The sequence below is a fragment of the Streptomyces sp. NPDC021080 genome, assembly GCF_044333225.1.
Lineage (GTDB): Bacteria > Actinomycetota > Actinomycetes > Streptomycetales > Streptomycetaceae > Streptomyces.
In genome coordinates, this window is the sequence record NZ_JBIRQM010000004.1 from 147,462 (window position 1) to 163,076 (window position 15,615).

Consider the following 15,615-nt stretch of genomic DNA (forward strand, 5'->3'; position numbering starts at 1 on the left):
GACATGCCTGAGCTCAGCCATCGCCATCGGATGCTCGTGCTCGCGATCTGCTGCATGAGCCTGCTGATCGTGAGCCTCGACGTCACGATCCTGAACGTCGCGCTGCCCTCGATGCAGCGGGAACTGCACGCGAGCGTCGCGGGCATGCAGTGGACCATCGACGCGTACACGCTCGTGCTGGCCTCGCTGCTGATGCTCGCGGGCTCCACCGCCGACCGCATCGGCCGGCGCCGGGTGTTCATGGCGGGCCTGGTGCTGTTCACCATCGGCTCGGTGCTCTGCTCCCTGGCCCCGGACCTCGACACCCTCATCGTCTTCCGGATGGTCCAGGCGGTCGGCGGCTCGATGCTGAACCCGGTGGCGATGTCGATCATCACCAACACCTTCACGGACCCGCGCGAACGAGCCCGCGCGATCGGCGTCTGGGGCGCCGTGGTCGGCATCTCCATGGCCGCCGGACCGCTGGTGGGCGGGCTGCTCGTGGACACCGTGGGCTGGCGGTCGATCTTCTGGATCAACCTGCCCGTCGGCCTCGCCGCGTTCCTGCTGACCCTGCGCTTCGTCCCCGAGTCCCGCGCCCCGAAGGCCCGCCGCCCCGACCCGGTCGGCCAGCTCCTCGTCATCGCCCTGCTCGGCTCCCTGACGTACGCGATCATCGAGGCGCCCGCCTCCGGGACCGCCCACACCCTGTCCTTCGGCGCGATCGCCCTCGCCGCGCTGCTCGGCCTGCTGTGGTACGAGCCCCGGCGCGACGAGCCCCTCATCGACCTGCGCTTCTTCCGCTCGGTCCCGTTCAGCGGGGCCACCGTGATCGCGGTGAGCGCGTTCGCCGCGCTGAGCGGCTTCCTGTTCCTGTCGACGCTGTACCTGCAGAACGTGCGCGGTCTGAACGCCCTGCACGCGGGCCTGTGGATGCTGCCCATGGCGTTCCTGTGCTTCGTCGGCGCGCCGATATCGGGACGCCTGGTCGGCAGCCGGGGTCCCCGGCCGTCGCTCCTGATCGCCGGGGTCGCGATGACGGTGAGCGGTGTGCTGTTCGCCGCGTTCGAGGCGGAGACGTCGAACGTCACGCTCGTCGTCGGCTACGTCTTCTTCGGCCTCGGCTTCGGCTTCGTGAACGCGCCCATCACCAACACCGCCGTCTCCGGCATGCCCCGCGCCCAGGCCGGTGTCGCCGCCGCCGTCGCCTCGACCAGCCGGCAGATCGGCGGCACCCTCGGTGTCGCCGTCATCGGCGCGGCCCTCGCCTCCGGCATCCAGGCCTCCGCCTACCGGGACACGTTCGTCGAGGCCTCCCGCCCCGGCTGGTGGATCATCACCGGCTGCGGTGTCGCCGTCCTCGTCCTCGGCCTGCTCAGCAGCGGACGCCGGGCCCGCGCGTCGGCCGAACGCGCCGCCCTCCTGCTGGAGTCCCCGGAGATCCGGGACGCGGCGGGCGTACGGGCCCAGGACGCCTCCTCCGCCGCCGCCTGACGGGACCGGCGGACGAACGCCGAACCGGCGGGGCGGCCGGACGGGCGGACTGCCCGGGCGAACGCCGAACCGGCGCGAGGACCGGCGGGGCGGGCCGTCCCCGGGTCGGCCGTCCCGAGTCGGGTGTCCCCGGGGCAAGCCGTCCCGGGTCAGGCCGCCCCCGGCGCTTCCGGCTCGGCCTCCAGCGCGATCGCGTACAGCTTCTCCAGCCGTTCGCGGCTCTCCTCGTCGCGAGGCACGTACGCGACCATGCGGGCGCCCAGGTCGGGGGCGAGCCACAGGTCGGTGTGGTCGACGGTGACGAGACCGACGTACGGGTTCATGAACTGCTTGGTCTTGCCGCGGGTGGCGGCCACCTCGTACCGGTCCCAGTTCTCGCGGAACTCGGCCGACTCGGCCCGCAGCCGCTTCAGCAGGGTCTTCCAGGCCGGCTCCCCCAGGTGCCCGGCCATCGACGCCCGCAGCTTCGCGGCCATCAGCCGCGTGGTCTCGTCGAGCAGGACGATCGACTCGCGCCACTCCGCGTTGGTGTAGGCGAGCAGCACGCAGTTGCGGTCGGCGGGCGGGACCGCGTCGAGGTCGCGCATCATCAGCCGGGCGTAGGTGCGGTTGTACGCCAGGATGTCGTACCGGCTGTTCTGGATGCAGGCGGGAACCGGCTCCAGCTGCGCCAGGACCTGGCGCAGCGCCGGGGTGATCACCGGGCAGTGCGCGGCGGGCGTGGGGTCGACCGCTCCGGCCAGCTGGAAGAGGTGCGCCCGCTCGCTGGGGTCCAGCAGCAGGGCGCGGGCCAGCGCGTCGAGGACCTGTTCGGAGACCTGGATGTCGCGGGCCTGCTCCAGCCACGTGTACCAGGTGACCCCCACGGCCGAGAGCTGGGCGACCTCCTCGCGGCGCAGGCCCGGCGTGCGCCGTCGGCGGCCCCGGGGCAGCTGGACCTGCTCGGGCGTGATGCGTTCGCGGCGGCTGCGCAGGAAGGTGGCCAGTTCGTGCCGCCTGATCTCCCCCGCGCGGGACGCCACGGCGGCGGCCGTCCCCGTCCCGTCGCCGGGTGGCCGCACGGGGTCCGGGCGGACGGCACCGCGCACCGGGTCCGGCCCGGCGGCGGTCCGCACCGGCCCCGGACCGTCAAGGACCCGCACCGGCCCCGGACCGGTGGGCGCCGGTCGTGCAGGCTCCGTGCCGGTGGGCACCGGTCGTACAGGCTCTGTGCCGGTGGTCGTCCGCCGTGCCATCGTCGTCATGCCTCCAGCCTGCCGTCCGGCGCAGCCTGTTGCCAGGTAGTGCTTGTACCAGGATGAAGAGACTCTGGTACCCGTCTGAGCGCGGGAGAAGTCTGGAGGACGTGACCGAAACCGGAACTCTCACGACCACCGCCCGCGCCCCCGCCTCGCCGCCCGCCCTCGGCGGCCTCGGACTCTTCACGGTGCTGCTCGGCGCGGCACTGCCCCTGATCGACTTCTTCATCGTCAACGTGGCCCTTCCCACCATCGGCCATGACCTGAACGCGAGCGAGGCCGTCCTCGAACTCGTCGTCGCCGGCTACGGGGTCGCGTACGCCGTCCTGCTCGTCCTCGGCGGACGACTCGGCGACCTCTTCGGGCGCCGCCGGCTCTTCCTCGGCGGCATGGCGGCCTTCGGCCTGACCTCGCTCGGCTGCGGCCTCGCGCCCACCGCGTGGACCCTGGTGGCGGCGCGCGTCGCCCAGGGCGCGGCGTCCGCGGCGATGCTGCCGCAGGTCCTCGCCACCATCCAGTCGGCGACCTCCGGCCCCCGCCGCGCCAAGGCGATGGGCCTGTACGGCGCCACGGCCGGCCTGTCCATGGTGGCCGGGCAGATCCTCGGCGGTCTCCTGGTCGCGGCCGACGTCGCGGGCACCGGCTGGCGCTCGGTGTTCCTCGTGAACGTGCCCGTCGTCGTGCTCGGCCTGGTCCTGGCCCGCCGCGCCGTCCCCGAGACCCGCTCGCAGCGCCCGGAGCCGGTCGACGCCCCCGGCACGGTCCTGCTCGCCGTCGCCCTGCTGGCGCTGCTCGCCCCGCTCACCGAGGGCCGGGCCGCGGGCTGGCCGCTGTGGACCTGGGTGTCCCTCGCCCTGTTCCCGCTCGCGGCCGTCGCCTTCTATCTCGTGGAGCGCCGGGCGGACCGCAACGGCCGCACTCCCCTGGTTCCGCCGAGCCTGTTCGAGCTGACCTCGCTGTGCCGGGGCCTGATCATGATGGTGCCGTTCTCCATCGGGTTCAGCGGCTTCATGTTCGTGATCGCGGTGGCCCTGCAGCGCGGCGAGGGCCTCGGTCCCGTCCCCGCGGGGCTGGCCCTCGCGCCCATGGCCGTCGTCTTCTTCGCGACGTCCCTGTGCGGGCCCCGGCTGATCGCCCGCTTCGGCACCCGGGTCGTCACCGCGGGCGGACTGCTGCAGGCGGTGGGCCTGGCCCTCATCGCGCTGGCCGCGTGGCGCTCCTGGCCGGACCTCGGGGTGGTGCGGCTGCTGCCCGGAGCGGCCGTCGCCGGCGCGGGCCAGGCGCTCCAACTGCCCGTCCTCATCCGGATCGTCCTCTCCGAGGTGCCGGCCGCTCGGGCCGGCGTGGGCAGCGGCGTGATGGCCACCACCCAGCAGGCCGCGCTCGCCGTCGGGGTGGCCACCCTCGGCACCCTGTTCCTGTCCCTGGTCCCGTCCCACGGCATGCGGGACGCCCTGGTGACGACCCTCCTGGTCCAGCTGGCCGGCGTGGCCCTGACCACCGCGCTGAGCCTGCGGCTGCCGCGCACGATCAGCTGAACGCCCGGCCGCGGCCGAGGGGCCGGCCGCGCGGCCCTCGCCGGTGCTCGCGCCGGACTCACCGGACTCATCGGACTCACCGAACTCACCGCCGAAGAACCCCCGTTGATCTTCGCCATGCTGCACACTCCTTGCTGCACACGCCTTGCCGCGCAGACGAAGCGGGAGAACCAGGAGGTGTCATGGTTCAGATCAACACGAGCAAAGTGAGCCGCTGGGACCAGCACGGCCGCGAACACACCGTCCACGTACAGCGGGCGGGTGTTCAGCGCACCATCCGGTGCGAGACGTGCGGCTGGCGCAAGAACACCCAGTTCCTCCCCTGGCTGAAGGCGGAGGAGCACCTGGCCGGGGAGCACCAGGCGACGGTCGACCCCAAGGCCTGAGGACGTCCGAAGTGGCCCGAGCCGGAAAACAGTTGGCCGGTCCGGGCCGTGCGGAGCGAGACTGAAGGTCTTTGCCGCGACGGACGAGAGACAGGACGCGCACTGACGTACAACCGGGACACCCTGCCCTTCCCCGACAACCTCGTCCCCCATGTCTCCTTCGAGACCATGCGGGACTGGAGCAACCTCGACCCGGCCCGGCACCCCTTCGCCTGGGACGACGAGGAGGAGGCTCGCCTCCACGCACTGATCCGGCCGTGGGTGCCGCCCGTGCTCTCCGGGTACGCGGGCCGGTGGCAGTGCGAGTCGTGGTGCGAGGAGCAGGTGGACGCCGTCATCCGGGAGCGCTACGGCAGTTGGACCTACGCGTGGCGGTGGGACCTGAGGTTCGGCGGTCATGTGAACGGCTGGGGGTACGCGAGCACCGCGGTCACGACGCCCGAGGCGACCGCGGCCCGCGCGGCTGCCGCGCTGCTGGACTGGCGGAGGTCGCTCGAATGGCTCGCCCGGCGCTTCGCGGAACTGGCGCCGCCCCCGGACGCCTCCCCCGAGGACCGGAGCTGGCATCTGGAACGGGCCTGCGTACGGCTGGTGACCACGGCACTGGACTCGGGCGTGGACTCCTGGCCCGCGCAGTCCGACCGGCTGCTGCGCTGGTTCCTCACCAGCACCGGGACGGACCGGGACGAGGCCGGCCGGGTGGTGGAGGCCGCGATCGGCGGCCGGTTCGAGAGCTGGGTCGCTCCCGCGCCCTCACTGATCGACTCGGTCGGCGAGAACGTCGCCGTCACGCTCACCGGCCACGCCCCCTACCGGGACCACCGCGCGTGGGCCGCCCTGGAGGAGTTCCATGACAACGGCCGCTGACAGCCTCGCGGTCTGGCTGCGGGTGCGCCGGGAGGCCGACTGGCACGGGGCTCCGGCGCTGCGGCGGGGGCCGTCGGCGCGCGACGGTTTCCGGGCCTGGTGCGCGGGGCCCGTCCACCGGCGCGACCCCGTCCGCGCCGATCGTCTGCTGCGCGCCCACGACCGGGCCCGCTCCGACGCCGAGCGCCGCGCCCCGCTCGGCTTCGCCCTGCTGGCCGGCTGGCAGTGCGAGGTCCTCGGGGTGGCGGAGGCGCCGTTCCGCACGGGGGACGCCCATGCGAAGGGCGGGCGCGAGCGCTACGGCCTGACCGCGCGGACCCGGGCCGACTTCGCCGCCTGTCTGCGCGAGGCGGCCGACCCGGACGTGCCGCTCGCGGGCCGGGCGGCGCGCGCCTATCTCGACGTGGCGTTCTTCCATCCGTTCGACGACGGCAACGCCCGTGCGGCCCTGCTGACCCTGGTGCACGTCCTGGCCCGTGAGGGCGTCGTCCTCCCGGAGGTCGGCCCGCTCCAGACGACGCGTTACGCCGACGACCCCGAGGGCGCCGCCGACCTGGCCACGCTCGTCGGTGTGCTCCACCGCCGCCGCACCGCGCAGGCGTCCGGCCACCGGTGAACGACGGGCCGCCGGACCCGCCCGCACCACGTCCGGACCCCCCACGGCCCGGGACGGCGCGAAGCCCCCGGTTCCCTGCGCGGGAACCGGGGGCTTCGTGAGCCGTGTGGGTCAGCAGCCGATGAGGCGGGCGGCCAGGTAACCCTCGATCTGGTCGAGCGAGACACGCTCCTGCTTCATCGAGTCGCGCTCGCGCACCGTGACGGCGTTGTCGTCGAGGGTGTCGAAGTCGACGGTGACGCAGAACGGCGTGCCGATCTCGTCCTGACGGCGGTAGCGGCGGCCGATGGCGCCGGCGTCGTCGAACTCGATGTTCCAGTTCTGGCGCAGGGCGGCGGCCAGACCCTTGGCCTTCGGGGACAGGTCCGCGTTGCGGGACAGCGGCAGGACCGCGACCTTCACCGGGGCGAGGCGGTGGTCGAGACGCAGCACCGTGCGCTTCTCCATCTTGCCCTTGGCGTTGGGGGCCTCGTCCTCGACGTAGGCGTCGAGCAGGAAGGCGAGCATGGCGCGGCCGACACCGGCGGCGGGCTCGATGACGTACGGGGTCCAGCGCTCCTGCTTCTCCTGGTCGTAGTACAGGAGGTCCTGGCCGGAGGCCTTGGAGTGCGCGTCGAGGTCGTAGTCGGTGCGGTTGGCGACGCCCTCCAGCTCACCCCACTCGTTGCCGCCGAACTGGAAGCGGTACTCGATGTCGGCGGTGCGCTTGGAGTAGTGGGAGAGCTTCTCCTTCGGGTGCTCGTACCACCGCATGTTCTCCTCGCGCATGCCGAGACCGGTGTACCAGTTCCAGCGCTGCTCCATCCAGTACTCCTGCCACTGCTCGTCCTCGCCCGGCTTGACGAAGAACTCCATCTCCATCTGCTCGAACTCGCGAGTGCGGAAGATGAAGTTGCCGGGCGTGATCTCGTTGCGGAAGGACTTGCCCATCTGGGCGATGCCGAACGGCGGCTTCTTGCGCGAGGCGACCTGCACGTTGGCGAAGTTGGTGAAGATGCCCTGGGCGGTCTCGGGGCGCAGGTAGGCGACGGAGCCGCTGTCCTGCGTCGGGCCGAGGTGGGTGGAGAGCAGGCCCGAGAACTGCTTGGGCTCGGTGAAGGTGCCCTTGTTGCCGCAGTTGGGGCAGTTGAGGTCGGCGAGGCCGTTCTCCGGGAGGCGGCCGTGCTTGGCCTCGTAGTGCTCCTCCAGGTGGTCGGCACGGAACCGCTTGTGGCACGAGGTGCACTCGGTCAGCGGGTCCGTGAAGGTGGCGACGTGACCGGAGGCGACCCACACCTCGGGGGCCAGGATCACGGACGAGTCGAGACCGACCACGTCCTCGCGCGACGTGACCATGTAGCGCCACCACTGGCGCTTCAGGTTCTCCTTGAGCTCGACACCGAGCGGGCCGTAGTCCCAGGCGGCCTTCTGTCCTCCGTAGATCTCACTACAGGGGAAAACGAAGCCACGGCGCTTGCTCAGGCTGACGATGGAATCGATCTTGTCGGCGGCCACGGTGCTCTCTTCATTACGAACGGACGGCAGCGAATGCTTCAGGTTACCGGCGTCGGCCACCCCCGCATCAAATCGGTTCCCGCAGTGGACCGCTTCCTGCCGATTGAATCCACTTGATACCCGTTGCCGCGGGGCGTGCGGGCGCCCTTCCGAGGGCTTGTTGACAATCGTTTCCAGATTTGTTGAAAATGACTGTCATGAACGTACGACGACGCCTCATACCGGGGATCGCGGCCGTGGCGGCCACCGCCCTCGGCCTCGGCGCCCTGACGGCCTGCTCGGGTTCCGCCTCGGCCGACGCCAGGAACGGCGGGAAACTCGACGTGGTCGCGTCGTTCTACCCGCTCCAGTACCTCGCCGAGCAGATCGGCGGGTCGCGTGTGAGCGTCACGAACCTGACCCGGCCCGGCCAGGAGCCGCACGACCTGGAGATCAGCGCCCGCGAGACCGCGCGGCTCCAGGACGCGGACGTCGCCCTCTACCTCAAGAACCTCCAGCCGGCCGTCGACGACGCGGTGGCCCAGTCCGGCGTGAGGACCAGGATCGACGCGGCCGCGCTGACGACGCTGGAGAAGCACGGCAACGAGGTCGGCGGGCACGCGGCCGCCCACGACCACAGCGAGGGCGAGGACACCGGTGCCGCCGACCCGCACGTCTGGCTCGACCCGGTGCGGTTCGGCCAGGTGGCCGAGGGCGTGTCGGCCGCGCTGAAGAAGGCCGACCCGAAGCACGCGGCCGACTACGACCGGAACATGGCGGCGCTGCGGAAGAAGTTCACCGCGCTGGACGAGGACTTCCGCGACGGGCTCGCGCACACGAGGACCAAGACCTTCATCACCACCCACGCCGCGTTCGGCTACCTCGCCGAGCGCTACGGGCTCACCGAGGAGGCCGTCAACGGCCTGGACCCCGAGTCGGAGCCCAGCGCGAACCGGGTGAAGGGGCTGGAGAACCTGGCGAAGGCCGACGGCGTCACGACGGTGTTCTACGAGACGCTCGTCAGCGACCGGACCGCCGGCACCATCGCCCGGGACCTGGGGCTGCGGACGGACGTCCTCGACCCCCTCGAAGGCATCACCGACAAGTCCAGGGGCAGCGACTACATGCAGGTCATGCGGTCGAACCTGAAGGCCCTCCAGACGGCTCTCGGAACGAAGTGATCACTGTGGAGGACGTCATGAGCGAGGCCGAGTCCGTCGTGTCCCTGCGCGGTGTCCGGGCGGAGCTGGGTTCGCGCCCGGTCCTGCGCGGCATGGACCTGACCGTGCGGCGCGGGGAGGTCGTCGCGCTGCTCGGCGCGAACGGCTCCGGCAAGTCGACCGCCGTGCGCAGCGTCATCGGCCAGGTCGCCGTCAGCGCCGGCGAGATCGAGATCTTCGGCGTCCCGCGCCGCCGCTTCCGCGACTGGCACCGGGTGGGCTACGTCCCGCAGCGGACCACGGCCGCGGGCGGTGTGCCGGCGACGGTGACCGAGGTCGTCGCCTCGGGACGGCTGTCCCGGGCCCGCTTCGGCCTGCTGCGCAAGGCCGATCACGCGGCCGTACGACGGGCCCTGGAGCTCGTCGGGATGGCGGACCGCGCCAAGGACTCCGTGAACGCCCTGTCGGGCGGACAGCACCAGCGGGTCCTCATCGCCCGCGCGCTGGCCTCCGAACCCGAACTGCTGATCATGGACGAGCCGATGGCGGGCGTGGACCTGGCCAGCCAGGAGGTGCTGGCCGCCACCCTGCGCGACCAGGTCTCCCAGGGCACGTCGGTACTGCTCGTCCTGCACGAACTGGGCCCGCTGGAGCCGCTGATCGACCGCGCGGTCGTCCTGCGGGACGGCTGCGTCCTGCACGACGGCCCGCCACCGAGAGCGGTCGGCCAGCACGCCCTGCCCGGCCACGACCACGTACACCCGCACGCGGCCCATGACGCCGAACCCCTCCGGACGGGACTGCTCAGCTGATGGACATCCTCGACTACGCCTTCATGCAGCGGGCGCTGCTCGCCGCCGTCCTGGTGGGCGTCATCGCGCCCGCCGTCGGCATCTACCTCGTCCAGCGCCGCCAGGCCCTGATGGGCGACGGCATCGGCCATGTGGCGATGACCGGCGTCGGCCTCGGCTTCCTGCTCGACACCTCACCGGTGTGGATGGCCACGGCCGTCTCGGTGCTGGGTGCCGTGCTCATGGAGCTGATCCGCTGGTACGGGAAGACCCGCGGGGACATCGCCCTGGCCATGCTCTTCTACGGGGGCATGGCGGGCGGCGTGATGTTCATCAACCTCTCGCCGGGCGGCTCGAACGCCAACCTGACCTCGTACCTCTTCGGCTCGCTGTCGACGGTGAGCGCGTCCGACGTGACGGCGATCTGTCTGCTGGCCGCCTTCGTCATGGCGGTCACCCTGGGGCTGCGCCGGCAGTTGTTCGCGGTCAGCCAGGACGAGGAGTTCGCCCGGGTGACCGGTCTGCCGGTGCGGGCCCTGAACCTGCTGACGGCGGTCACGGCGGCGGTCACGGTCACCGTCGCGATGCGGGTGGTCGGCCTGCTGCTGGTGAGCGCGCTGATGGTGGTGCCGGTGGCGGCGGCCCAGCAGCTCACCCGGAGCTTCGCGGCGACCTTCGCCGTCGCGGTGGCGATCGGTGTGAGCGTGACGATCGGCGGCACGGTGACCTCGTTCTACCAGGACGTTCCGCCCGGCTCGACGATCGTGCTGCTGACGATCGGCGCGTTCGTCGCGCTGACGGCGCTGGCATCGCCCCTGGCCCGGCGCCGGGCCCGTGCGGTGGCCGCGGCGCAGGCCGCCGGCGACCCGGCGGAGTGTGCGATTCCGGCCGGCCGCGGCCCGGAGAGCGCCGTCGGCGTCTGACCGTGCCCTGCCCGGACTGGCACAATGGCCGGGCAAGGGCAGACGCGAGGAGGCAACGGTGACAACCGCTGGATCGCCCGTCCGGGGCCGCTCCACCCGGCAGCGCGCCGCCGTGGCGGCGGCGCTCGACGAGGTGACCGAGTTCCGCAGTGCGCAGGAGCTGCACGACATGCTCAAGCACAAGGGCGACTCGGTCGGGCTCACCACCGTCTACCGCACGCTCCAGTCCCTCGCCGACGCGGGCGAGGTCGACGTCCTGCGCACCTCGGAGGGCGAGTCCGTCTACCGGCGGTGCTCCAGCGGCGAGCACCACCACCACCTCGTCTGCCGCGTCTGCGGCAAGGCCGTGGAGGTGGAGGGCCCGGCGGTGGAGAAGTGGGCCGAGGCCATCGCCGCCGAGCACGGCTATGTGAACGTGGCGCACACGGTGGAGATCTTCGGCACGTGCGCGGAGTGCGCGGCGGCGAAGGGCTGAGCCCCTTTCGGGGCCCGGGCCCTCAGACGCGGGTCAGGTTGCGGTCGAGGAGCGCCCGCAGCCGGTCCACGTCCTCGGAGGCGCGCACGGCGCGCTTGGGCAGCGTGGTGAAGCCGGTGGCGTTCTTGTCGGGGCTGAGCATGACGAAGACGTCCTTCGTCTCCCGGTATCGGGGCTGCGCGACCCAGTTGAGCACCGTGGTGGAGTTGTCCGTGGCCAGCGTCAGCCCGGCGTCCGTGACGGTCACCCGGAAAGTTCCCTGACGCTCCGCGAGCCGCTGGAACTGGCGGGCCATGAGCCAGGGCGACAGCAGCATGAGCGGTACGAAGATGGCGAGCCAGACTCCGAGGAACAGGGACCCTCCCCGTCCGGCCAGCGCCTCCGCGATCTGTACAACCGCCACGACGGCCACGCCACCGAACACCCAGTACTGCCTCCGGCCTGCCTTGCTGACACCTCTGCGCGCTCTCAGCGCCGAGGTGAAGTCCGCGACGACCGGCCGGTACTCCAACTCGACGGCATCGGCCCCGCGCTCCTGCGGCTGTTCCGGCGACTCCTGCTGCTGCGCAGCGCCCTGGCCCTCGACCACGGCCCCTCCCCAGTTCGGTGGTGATGAGCCGTGATCGTAACGCCGGATTCGAACAACCCTGCGGGCGGCGGGTGTTAGGAGCCGTCGCCCCGCATGGCCTGTTCCATGGCGAGCAGTTGCTCGTTCGGGACGGCGCCGCCGAAGCGGCGGTCGCGCTGCGCGAACTCGACGCAGGCCCGCCACAGGTCACGCCGGTCGAAGTCGGGCCACAGCACGTCCTGGAAGACCATCTCGGCGTAGGCGCTCTGCCAGAGCAGGTAGTTGGAGGTGCGCTGCTCGCCGCTCGGGCGCAGGAACAGGTCCACGTCCGGCATGTCCGGGTAGTACATGTACTTCTGGAGGGTCTTCTCGTTGACCTTGGACGGGTCGAGGCGGCCGGCCTTCACGTCCTCGGCCAGCGCCTGCGCCGCGTCGGCGATCTCGGCACGGCCGCCGTAGTTCATGCAGAAGTACAGCGTGAGCGCGTCGTTGTCCTTGGTCTGCTCCTGGGCGATCTGGAGCTCCTTGGCGACCGACTTCCACAGCTTGGGCATCCGGCCCACCCAGCGCACCCGGATGCCGAGCTCGTCGAGGGTGTCGCGGGTCTTGCGGATGAAGTCGCGGTTGAAGTTCATCAGGAAGCGCACCTCGTCGGGCGAGCGCTTCCAGTTCTCGGTGGAGAAGGCGTACAGGGAGATGCTGCCGACGCCGACCTCGACCGCGCCCTGGAGCACGTCGAGGACGCGCTCGGCACCGACCTTGTGCCCCTCGGTGCGGGGCAGCCCGCGGTCCTTGGCCCAGCGGCCGTTCCCGTCCATGACGATCGCCACGTGGTTCGGGACGAGCTCGCCGGGGAGTTTGGGCGCGCGGGCACCGGAGGGGTGCGGTTCCGGTGCCTTGTACTCGCGGCGCCGGCCGCCCAGGATCCCGCGTACGACCATGTGCTTCTCGTCTCCCTCTTGCGTGCTCGCGTGCGCCGGGCGCTCTGCTCGCTCTGCTTGCTGTTCTTCGCTGTCTCGCGCGTGTGCGTGCCGCGCTCGTGCCCTGCCGCCCGGGCCTGCCGGGCGGCGCCTACTTCTCCACGTACCGCAGGGAACGCAGTCCGCGTTCCAGATGCCAGTGCAGATAGGCCGACACCAGCCCGCTGCCCTCCCGGACGTGCCGCGGCTCGCACGCGTCCGCGGTCTCCCAGTCTCCCGTGAGCAGCGCGCCGAGAAGTTCGAGGGCCTGAGGCGAGGGTACGACGCTGCCGGGCACCCGGCAGTCGGCACAGACGGTTCCTCCCGCTGCGACCGAGAAGAAGCGGTTGGGTCCCGGCATGCCGCATTTGGCACAGTCGATGAAGCTCGGCGCGTAGCCGTTGACCGCGAGGGAGCGCAGCAGGAAGGCGTCGAGGACGAGGTGCGGCTCGTGCTCGCCGCGGGCGAGGGTGCGCAGCCCGCCGACCAGCAGCAGGTACTGCTGCACCGCCGGCTCCCCCTCGTGGTCGGTGAACCGCTCGGCGGTCTCCAGCATCGCGGTGCCCGCGGTGTAGCGGGCGTAGTCGGTGACGATGCCGCCACCGTACGGAGCGATCGTCTCGCTCTGGGTGCACAGCGGCAGCCCGCGGCCGATCAGTTCACTGCCGCGCGCGAAGAACTGCACGTCCACGTGGGAGAAGGGTTCGAGGCGTGCCCCGAATTTCGACTTGGTCCGGCGGACCCCGCGCGCCACCGCCCGCACCCGGCCGTGACCGCGCGTGAGCAGCGTGATGATCCGGTCCGCCTCACCCAGCTTCTGGGTGCGCAGCACGATGCCGTCGTCGCGGAACAGACTCATGCGGCCCATTCTCGCCTACGGCACGGACACCCCGGCCCGGACGGCCCGCATTGTGTCCGGGACCTCTCCCGGACCCTCCCCGGCCCCTCCGGAACCTCCCCGGGGCTTCGCGCCGCGCCCGGGGACGCACCGGCGCCTCACGGCACCTCGCCACGGCTGCGCGCGTTGACGTACGCGGTCGCCGCTCCGATCCGCTCCGCCGAGGTGGCCTGCCGCACGGCCTCCGGCAGACAGTCCCACTCCCTGCCGCCGCCGAGCGGCCTCAGCTGTACGTACGGCCCCTCGTGCCCCATGACCACGCCGACCCGGCCCGTGCGGGTGTCGACCGCGCAGGAGCCGGTCGGCAGCGCCGCCGCCCTCATCGCAGGGCCGCCGCGAGCCGGGCGGCGGCCTCGACCGAGCAGCCGCCCGGAAGGATCAGCGGACAGGGGGTGTCGCGCGCCACGCTCGCCGGGTCGATCCGCAAGGACGGCAAGATGATGCCCGCCCGTGCGAGCGCCGTCCGTAAATCCTGCACAGTTTCCTCCGCCTCTTCGACGCGGTGCGCCGAGTACCGCCGACCGCCGGGTGGCGTGTCCGCGTGCGTTCGTCCTTGCGCCGGTACGTGTGCTCGTGCGTGTTCTTCCCTCACCCTGCTCCACCGTCCTGCTCCGCGGATCCTTGCCGATTTCACGCTTCGCATCTTCATCGTGACGCTCCGCATCCTGAATCGGCAGGGTCCCGTCCGCCACAAGCACGGTGCAGCGCAGGGAGGTTGGTCCATGGCCAACGGTTCGCGGCAGGCCGCCTGGGAGTTTTTCGGTTCAGAACTGAAACGACGCAGGGAGGACACGGGTTTCACCCAAGTGGAATCGGGGGCGCGGTTTTTCGTCTCCGGCGGCTGTACCGGCCGGTTCGAACAGGCCCTGGTTCAGCGGGTACAGGACGGTTCGGCGCGCACGGCACACCTACGATCCGCTCAGGGCCGCCGCGCTGCCGCCGGCGGCGTCCCTCGCCCTGATCGAGGCGACGGCGGAGGACTTCACACGATGCGCGCCCACGGCCTGGCAACGCCGGCCGGCGCAAGAGCAGCCACAGCAACGGCGAGGGCGGCAACCGCCTCGAAGTCGCCGACGCGCCCCCGGGGTCGTCCCCGTCCGGGACAGCAAGTTGCCGGACGGCCCGGTGCCGTCGATCGGCGCGAACGCCTGGAGCGCGTTCGCCGTCGCCGCGGCGGGCCGAGCGGGGACGCCCCGGACGGGGGCGATGAGGGCGTCCCCGGGACCGGCGGTCCCGGCCGCCGCTACCGGCTGGCCTCCCAGAGTTCCTCGAACCACTTGGCGCACGGATCGACGTGGTCCTCCCTCGCGTCCAGCGTCGTCTTGACGTTGACCTGCCGGAGATCCTGCTCCACCTCGTAGCAGAGCGCTCCGTCGAAGATGACGAAGTCGCTCGTCGGACCGAGCCGGGCGTGCTCGGGCACCTGGGACAGCACCACCACCCGTGCCTCGATGCCCAGGGCGTTCTGGTTCTCGCAGAGCGCCGTCAGTTCGTCCTCGACGTGCTCGGGTTCATTGACGATGAACAGCCGTCTGACCCTCACCTGCCGCAGTTTGATGGCGTCGCGCTGCGCCAGCAGGTAGCGGCGTCCGGGCTCGCTGGTCCAGAAGTCCCGGTCGACGATGGTGCTGGTGGCGTCGATGGTGCTCTTCGTGCAGTTGGTCAGGCCCAGGAGCCAGTCGTGGTTCTCTCCCCGGCTTTCGGCGCTCCGCTTGGTGAGGCCCTCCATGAGCAGCGCGAGCCTGTTGATCTCGTCCCGCGCGAAGCTGCTCATGATCTCGGTGCCCAGCAGGCCGACGCGCGTCGCGCTGTGGGCCAGTTCGGCCACTCCGTCCGGACGCAGCACCGAACGCCCCATCTGGCTGAAGAGCCGGGTCGCTTCGTTGATACGGGCGAAGCTGGTGTTGACGACGTCTTCCATCTCACGGTTGTGCGAGACGAGGTTCTCGTTCATCTCGCGGTTGTGGGAGGCCAGGCTCTCCTTCATCTCCCTGATGCGGTCGCGCTGGCCGGTCTCCATCTCCTTCAGCCGGTTCTCGAAGTCGTTCATGTACTGGATGATCAGTGCGGCGCCGCCGATGACCAGGGAAACGATCAGCTTCCACACTTCGTCCTGGTTCTGGTCCAGAACATTGGTGAGCACATACACGGGAACAGCCACAACCAGCGTGATCAGGGTCTTCTTCAAGACTCCTGGCGTCGCGTCCATCTGCCTCTCCCCCCGTCGGGATCGTGCCCGGATCTGTCGCG

The 15,615-nt window shown here is 71.4% G+C and carries 18 protein-coding genes and 1 pseudogene; 11 read left to right on the forward strand and 8 right to left on the reverse strand.

The window, feature by feature from the left end:
• Positions 1 to 3: 3 nt before the first annotated feature.
• Entirely contained in the window at positions 4 to 1,473 is a 1,470-nt protein-coding gene (locus tag ACH4S8_RS11390; protein ID WP_398392488.1) for an MFS transporter, read from the forward strand.
• A gap of 149 nt (positions 1,474 to 1,622) precedes the next feature.
• Here the strand turns inward: ACH4S8_RS11390 and ACH4S8_RS11395 are convergent, their stop codons facing one another.
• Positions 1,623 to 2,495, reverse strand: coding sequence for a helix-turn-helix domain-containing protein (locus ACH4S8_RS11395; RefSeq protein ID WP_398392489.1), 873 nt, complete (start codon positions 2,493 to 2,495; stop codon positions 1,623 to 1,625).
• A gap of 323 nt (positions 2,496 to 2,818) precedes the next feature.
• On the opposite strand from ACH4S8_RS11395, the gene ACH4S8_RS11400 reads away from it, so the two are divergent.
• The 4 genes from ACH4S8_RS11400 to ACH4S8_RS11415 all read left to right on the forward strand — a co-directional run bounded on the left by ACH4S8_RS11400 (position 2,819) and on the right by ACH4S8_RS11415 (position 6,118).
• Positions 2,819 to 4,249 carry an MFS transporter gene (locus ACH4S8_RS11400; RefSeq protein WP_398392490.1) on the forward strand — a complete coding sequence of 477 codons (1,431 nt, stop codon included), beginning with the start codon at positions 2,819 to 2,821 and terminating at the stop codon, positions 4,247 to 4,249.
• A 182-nt stretch (positions 4,250 to 4,431) separates the two neighbouring features.
• On the forward strand, positions 4,432 to 4,635 hold the full coding sequence (locus tag ACH4S8_RS11405; RefSeq protein ID WP_398392491.1) for a hypothetical protein: 204 nt from the start codon (positions 4,432 to 4,434) through the stop codon (positions 4,633 to 4,635).
• Between the two features lie 48 nt (positions 4,636 to 4,683).
• Positions 4,684 to 5,502: a hypothetical protein gene (locus ACH4S8_RS11410; RefSeq protein ID WP_398392492.1), complete on the forward strand. Its 819-nt coding sequence runs from the start codon at positions 4,684 to 4,686 to the stop codon at positions 5,500 to 5,502.
• Entirely contained in the window at positions 5,486 to 6,118 is a 633-nt protein-coding gene (locus ACH4S8_RS11415; RefSeq protein WP_398392493.1) for a hypothetical protein, read from the forward strand. Before ACH4S8_RS11410 ends, ACH4S8_RS11415 begins: the two co-directional genes overlap by 17 nt.
• Positions 6,119 to 6,229: 111 nt before the next feature.
• Here the strand turns inward: ACH4S8_RS11415 and ACH4S8_RS11420 are convergent, their stop codons facing one another.
• Positions 6,230 to 7,612 carry a glycine--tRNA ligase gene (locus tag ACH4S8_RS11420; protein WP_398392494.1) on the reverse strand — a complete coding sequence of 461 codons (1,383 nt, stop codon included), beginning with the start codon at positions 7,610 to 7,612 and terminating at the stop codon, positions 6,230 to 6,232.
• A 197-nt stretch (positions 7,613 to 7,809) separates the two neighbouring features.
• On the opposite strand from ACH4S8_RS11420, the gene ACH4S8_RS11425 reads away from it, so the two are divergent.
• The 4 genes from ACH4S8_RS11425 to ACH4S8_RS11440 are packed head-to-tail and all read left to right on the forward strand — an operon-like array spanning position 7,810 to position 10,940.
• A complete protein-coding gene (locus ACH4S8_RS11425; RefSeq protein WP_398392495.1) occupies positions 7,810 to 8,772 on the forward strand; it encodes a metal ABC transporter solute-binding protein, Zn/Mn family in 963 nt (320 codons plus the stop codon).
• Between the two features lie 17 nt (positions 8,773 to 8,789).
• On the forward strand, positions 8,790 to 9,563 hold the full coding sequence (locus ACH4S8_RS11430; protein WP_398392496.1) for a metal ABC transporter ATP-binding protein: 774 nt from the start codon (positions 8,790 to 8,792) through the stop codon (positions 9,561 to 9,563).
• Entirely contained in the window at positions 9,563 to 10,465 is a 903-nt protein-coding gene (locus tag ACH4S8_RS11435) for a metal ABC transporter permease (protein ID WP_398392497.1), read from the forward strand. The genes ACH4S8_RS11430 and ACH4S8_RS11435 overlap by 1 nt, the downstream gene beginning before the upstream one ends.
• A 58-nt stretch (positions 10,466 to 10,523) precedes the next feature.
• The gene (locus ACH4S8_RS11440) at positions 10,524 to 10,940 is read left to right on the forward strand and encodes a transcriptional repressor (RefSeq protein ID WP_328555661.1); all 417 of its coding nucleotides are present in this window, start codon (positions 10,524 to 10,526) and stop codon (positions 10,938 to 10,940) included.
• 22 nt (positions 10,941 to 10,962) lie between these two features.
• On the opposite strand, the gene ACH4S8_RS11445 is transcribed toward ACH4S8_RS11440, so the two are convergent.
• From ACH4S8_RS11445 to ACH4S8_RS11465, 5 genes are all read right to left on the reverse strand, one after another.
• Complete coding sequence (locus ACH4S8_RS11445; RefSeq protein WP_398392498.1) at positions 10,963 to 11,529, reverse strand: hypothetical protein; 567 nt, start codon at positions 11,527 to 11,529, stop codon at positions 10,963 to 10,965.
• 74 nt (positions 11,530 to 11,603) lie between these two features.
• Positions 11,604 to 12,449 carry an isoprenyl transferase gene (locus ACH4S8_RS11450; RefSeq protein WP_398392499.1) on the reverse strand — a complete coding sequence of 282 codons (846 nt, stop codon included), beginning with the start codon at positions 12,447 to 12,449 and terminating at the stop codon, positions 11,604 to 11,606.
• A gap of 130 nt (positions 12,450 to 12,579) precedes the next feature.
• Positions 12,580 to 13,326 (reverse strand): DNA repair protein RecO, encoded by a 747-nt coding sequence (gene recO / locus ACH4S8_RS11455; protein WP_398392500.1) that lies wholly within the window; start codon positions 13,324 to 13,326, stop codon positions 12,580 to 12,582.
• Positions 13,327 to 13,463: 137 nt separating this feature from the next.
• Positions 13,464 to 13,688 (reverse strand): hypothetical protein, encoded by a 225-nt coding sequence (locus ACH4S8_RS11460; RefSeq protein WP_398392501.1) that lies wholly within the window; start codon positions 13,686 to 13,688, stop codon positions 13,464 to 13,466.
• The gene (locus ACH4S8_RS11465) at positions 13,685 to 13,843 is read right to left on the reverse strand and encodes a hypothetical protein (protein ID WP_398392502.1); all 159 of its coding nucleotides are present in this window, start codon (positions 13,841 to 13,843) and stop codon (positions 13,685 to 13,687) included. The genes ACH4S8_RS11460 and ACH4S8_RS11465 overlap by 4 nt, the downstream gene beginning before the upstream one ends.
• Before the next feature lie 244 nt (positions 13,844 to 14,087).
• Here ACH4S8_RS11465 and ACH4S8_RS11470 point away from each other — a divergent pair.
• Together ACH4S8_RS11470 and ACH4S8_RS11475 are read left to right on the forward strand one after the other, a co-directional pair.
• A pseudogene (locus ACH4S8_RS11470) lies at positions 14,088 to 14,234 on the forward strand (transcriptional regulator); the annotation flags it as partial.
• Between the two features lie 241 nt (positions 14,235 to 14,475).
• Positions 14,476 to 14,691, forward strand: a complete 216-nt coding sequence (locus tag ACH4S8_RS11475) for a hypothetical protein (protein WP_398393148.1) — start codon at positions 14,476 to 14,478, stop codon at positions 14,689 to 14,691.
• Here ACH4S8_RS11475 and ACH4S8_RS11480 read toward each other — a convergent pair.
• Positions 14,609 to 15,553, reverse strand: a complete 945-nt coding sequence (locus ACH4S8_RS11480; RefSeq protein ID WP_398392503.1) for a DUF6879 family protein — start codon at positions 15,551 to 15,553, stop codon at positions 14,609 to 14,611. The two genes, ACH4S8_RS11475 and ACH4S8_RS11480, sit on opposite strands and share 83 nt — an antisense overlap.
• Between the last annotated feature and the right edge of the window lie 62 nt (positions 15,554 to 15,615).

Excerpts from the sequence above, each read along its gene's own strand:
- ACH4S8_RS11390 (WP_398392488.1), top strand. The coding sequence starts at position 4 with ATGCCTGAGCTCAGCCATCGCCATCGGATGCTCGTGCTCGCGATCTGC.
- ACH4S8_RS11405 (WP_398392491.1), top strand. The coding sequence starts at position 4,432 with ATGGTTCAGATCAACACGAGCAAAGTGAGCCGCTGGGACCAGCACGGC.
- ACH4S8_RS11415 (WP_398392493.1), top strand. The coding sequence starts at position 5,486 with ATGACAACGGCCGCTGACAGCCTCGCGGTCTGGCTGCGGGTGCGCCGG.
- ACH4S8_RS11425 (WP_398392495.1), top strand. The coding sequence starts at position 7,810 with ATGAACGTACGACGACGCCTCATACCGGGGATCGCGGCCGTGGCGGCC.
- ACH4S8_RS11430 (WP_398392496.1), top strand. The coding sequence starts at position 8,790 with ATGAGCGAGGCCGAGTCCGTCGTGTCCCTGCGCGGTGTCCGGGCGGAG.
- ACH4S8_RS11435 (WP_398392497.1), top strand. The coding sequence starts at position 9,563 with ATGGACATCCTCGACTACGCCTTCATGCAGCGGGCGCTGCTCGCCGCC.
- ACH4S8_RS11450 (WP_398392499.1), bottom strand. The coding sequence starts at position 12,449 with ATGGTCGTACGCGGGATCCTGGGCGGCCGGCGCCGCGAGTACAAGGCA.
- recO (WP_398392500.1), bottom strand. The coding sequence starts at position 13,326 with ATGAGTCTGTTCCGCGACGACGGCATCGTGCTGCGCACCCAGAAGCTG.
- ACH4S8_RS11460 (WP_398392501.1), bottom strand. The coding sequence starts at position 13,688 with ATGAGGGCGGCGGCGCTGCCGACCGGCTCCTGCGCGGTCGACACCCGC.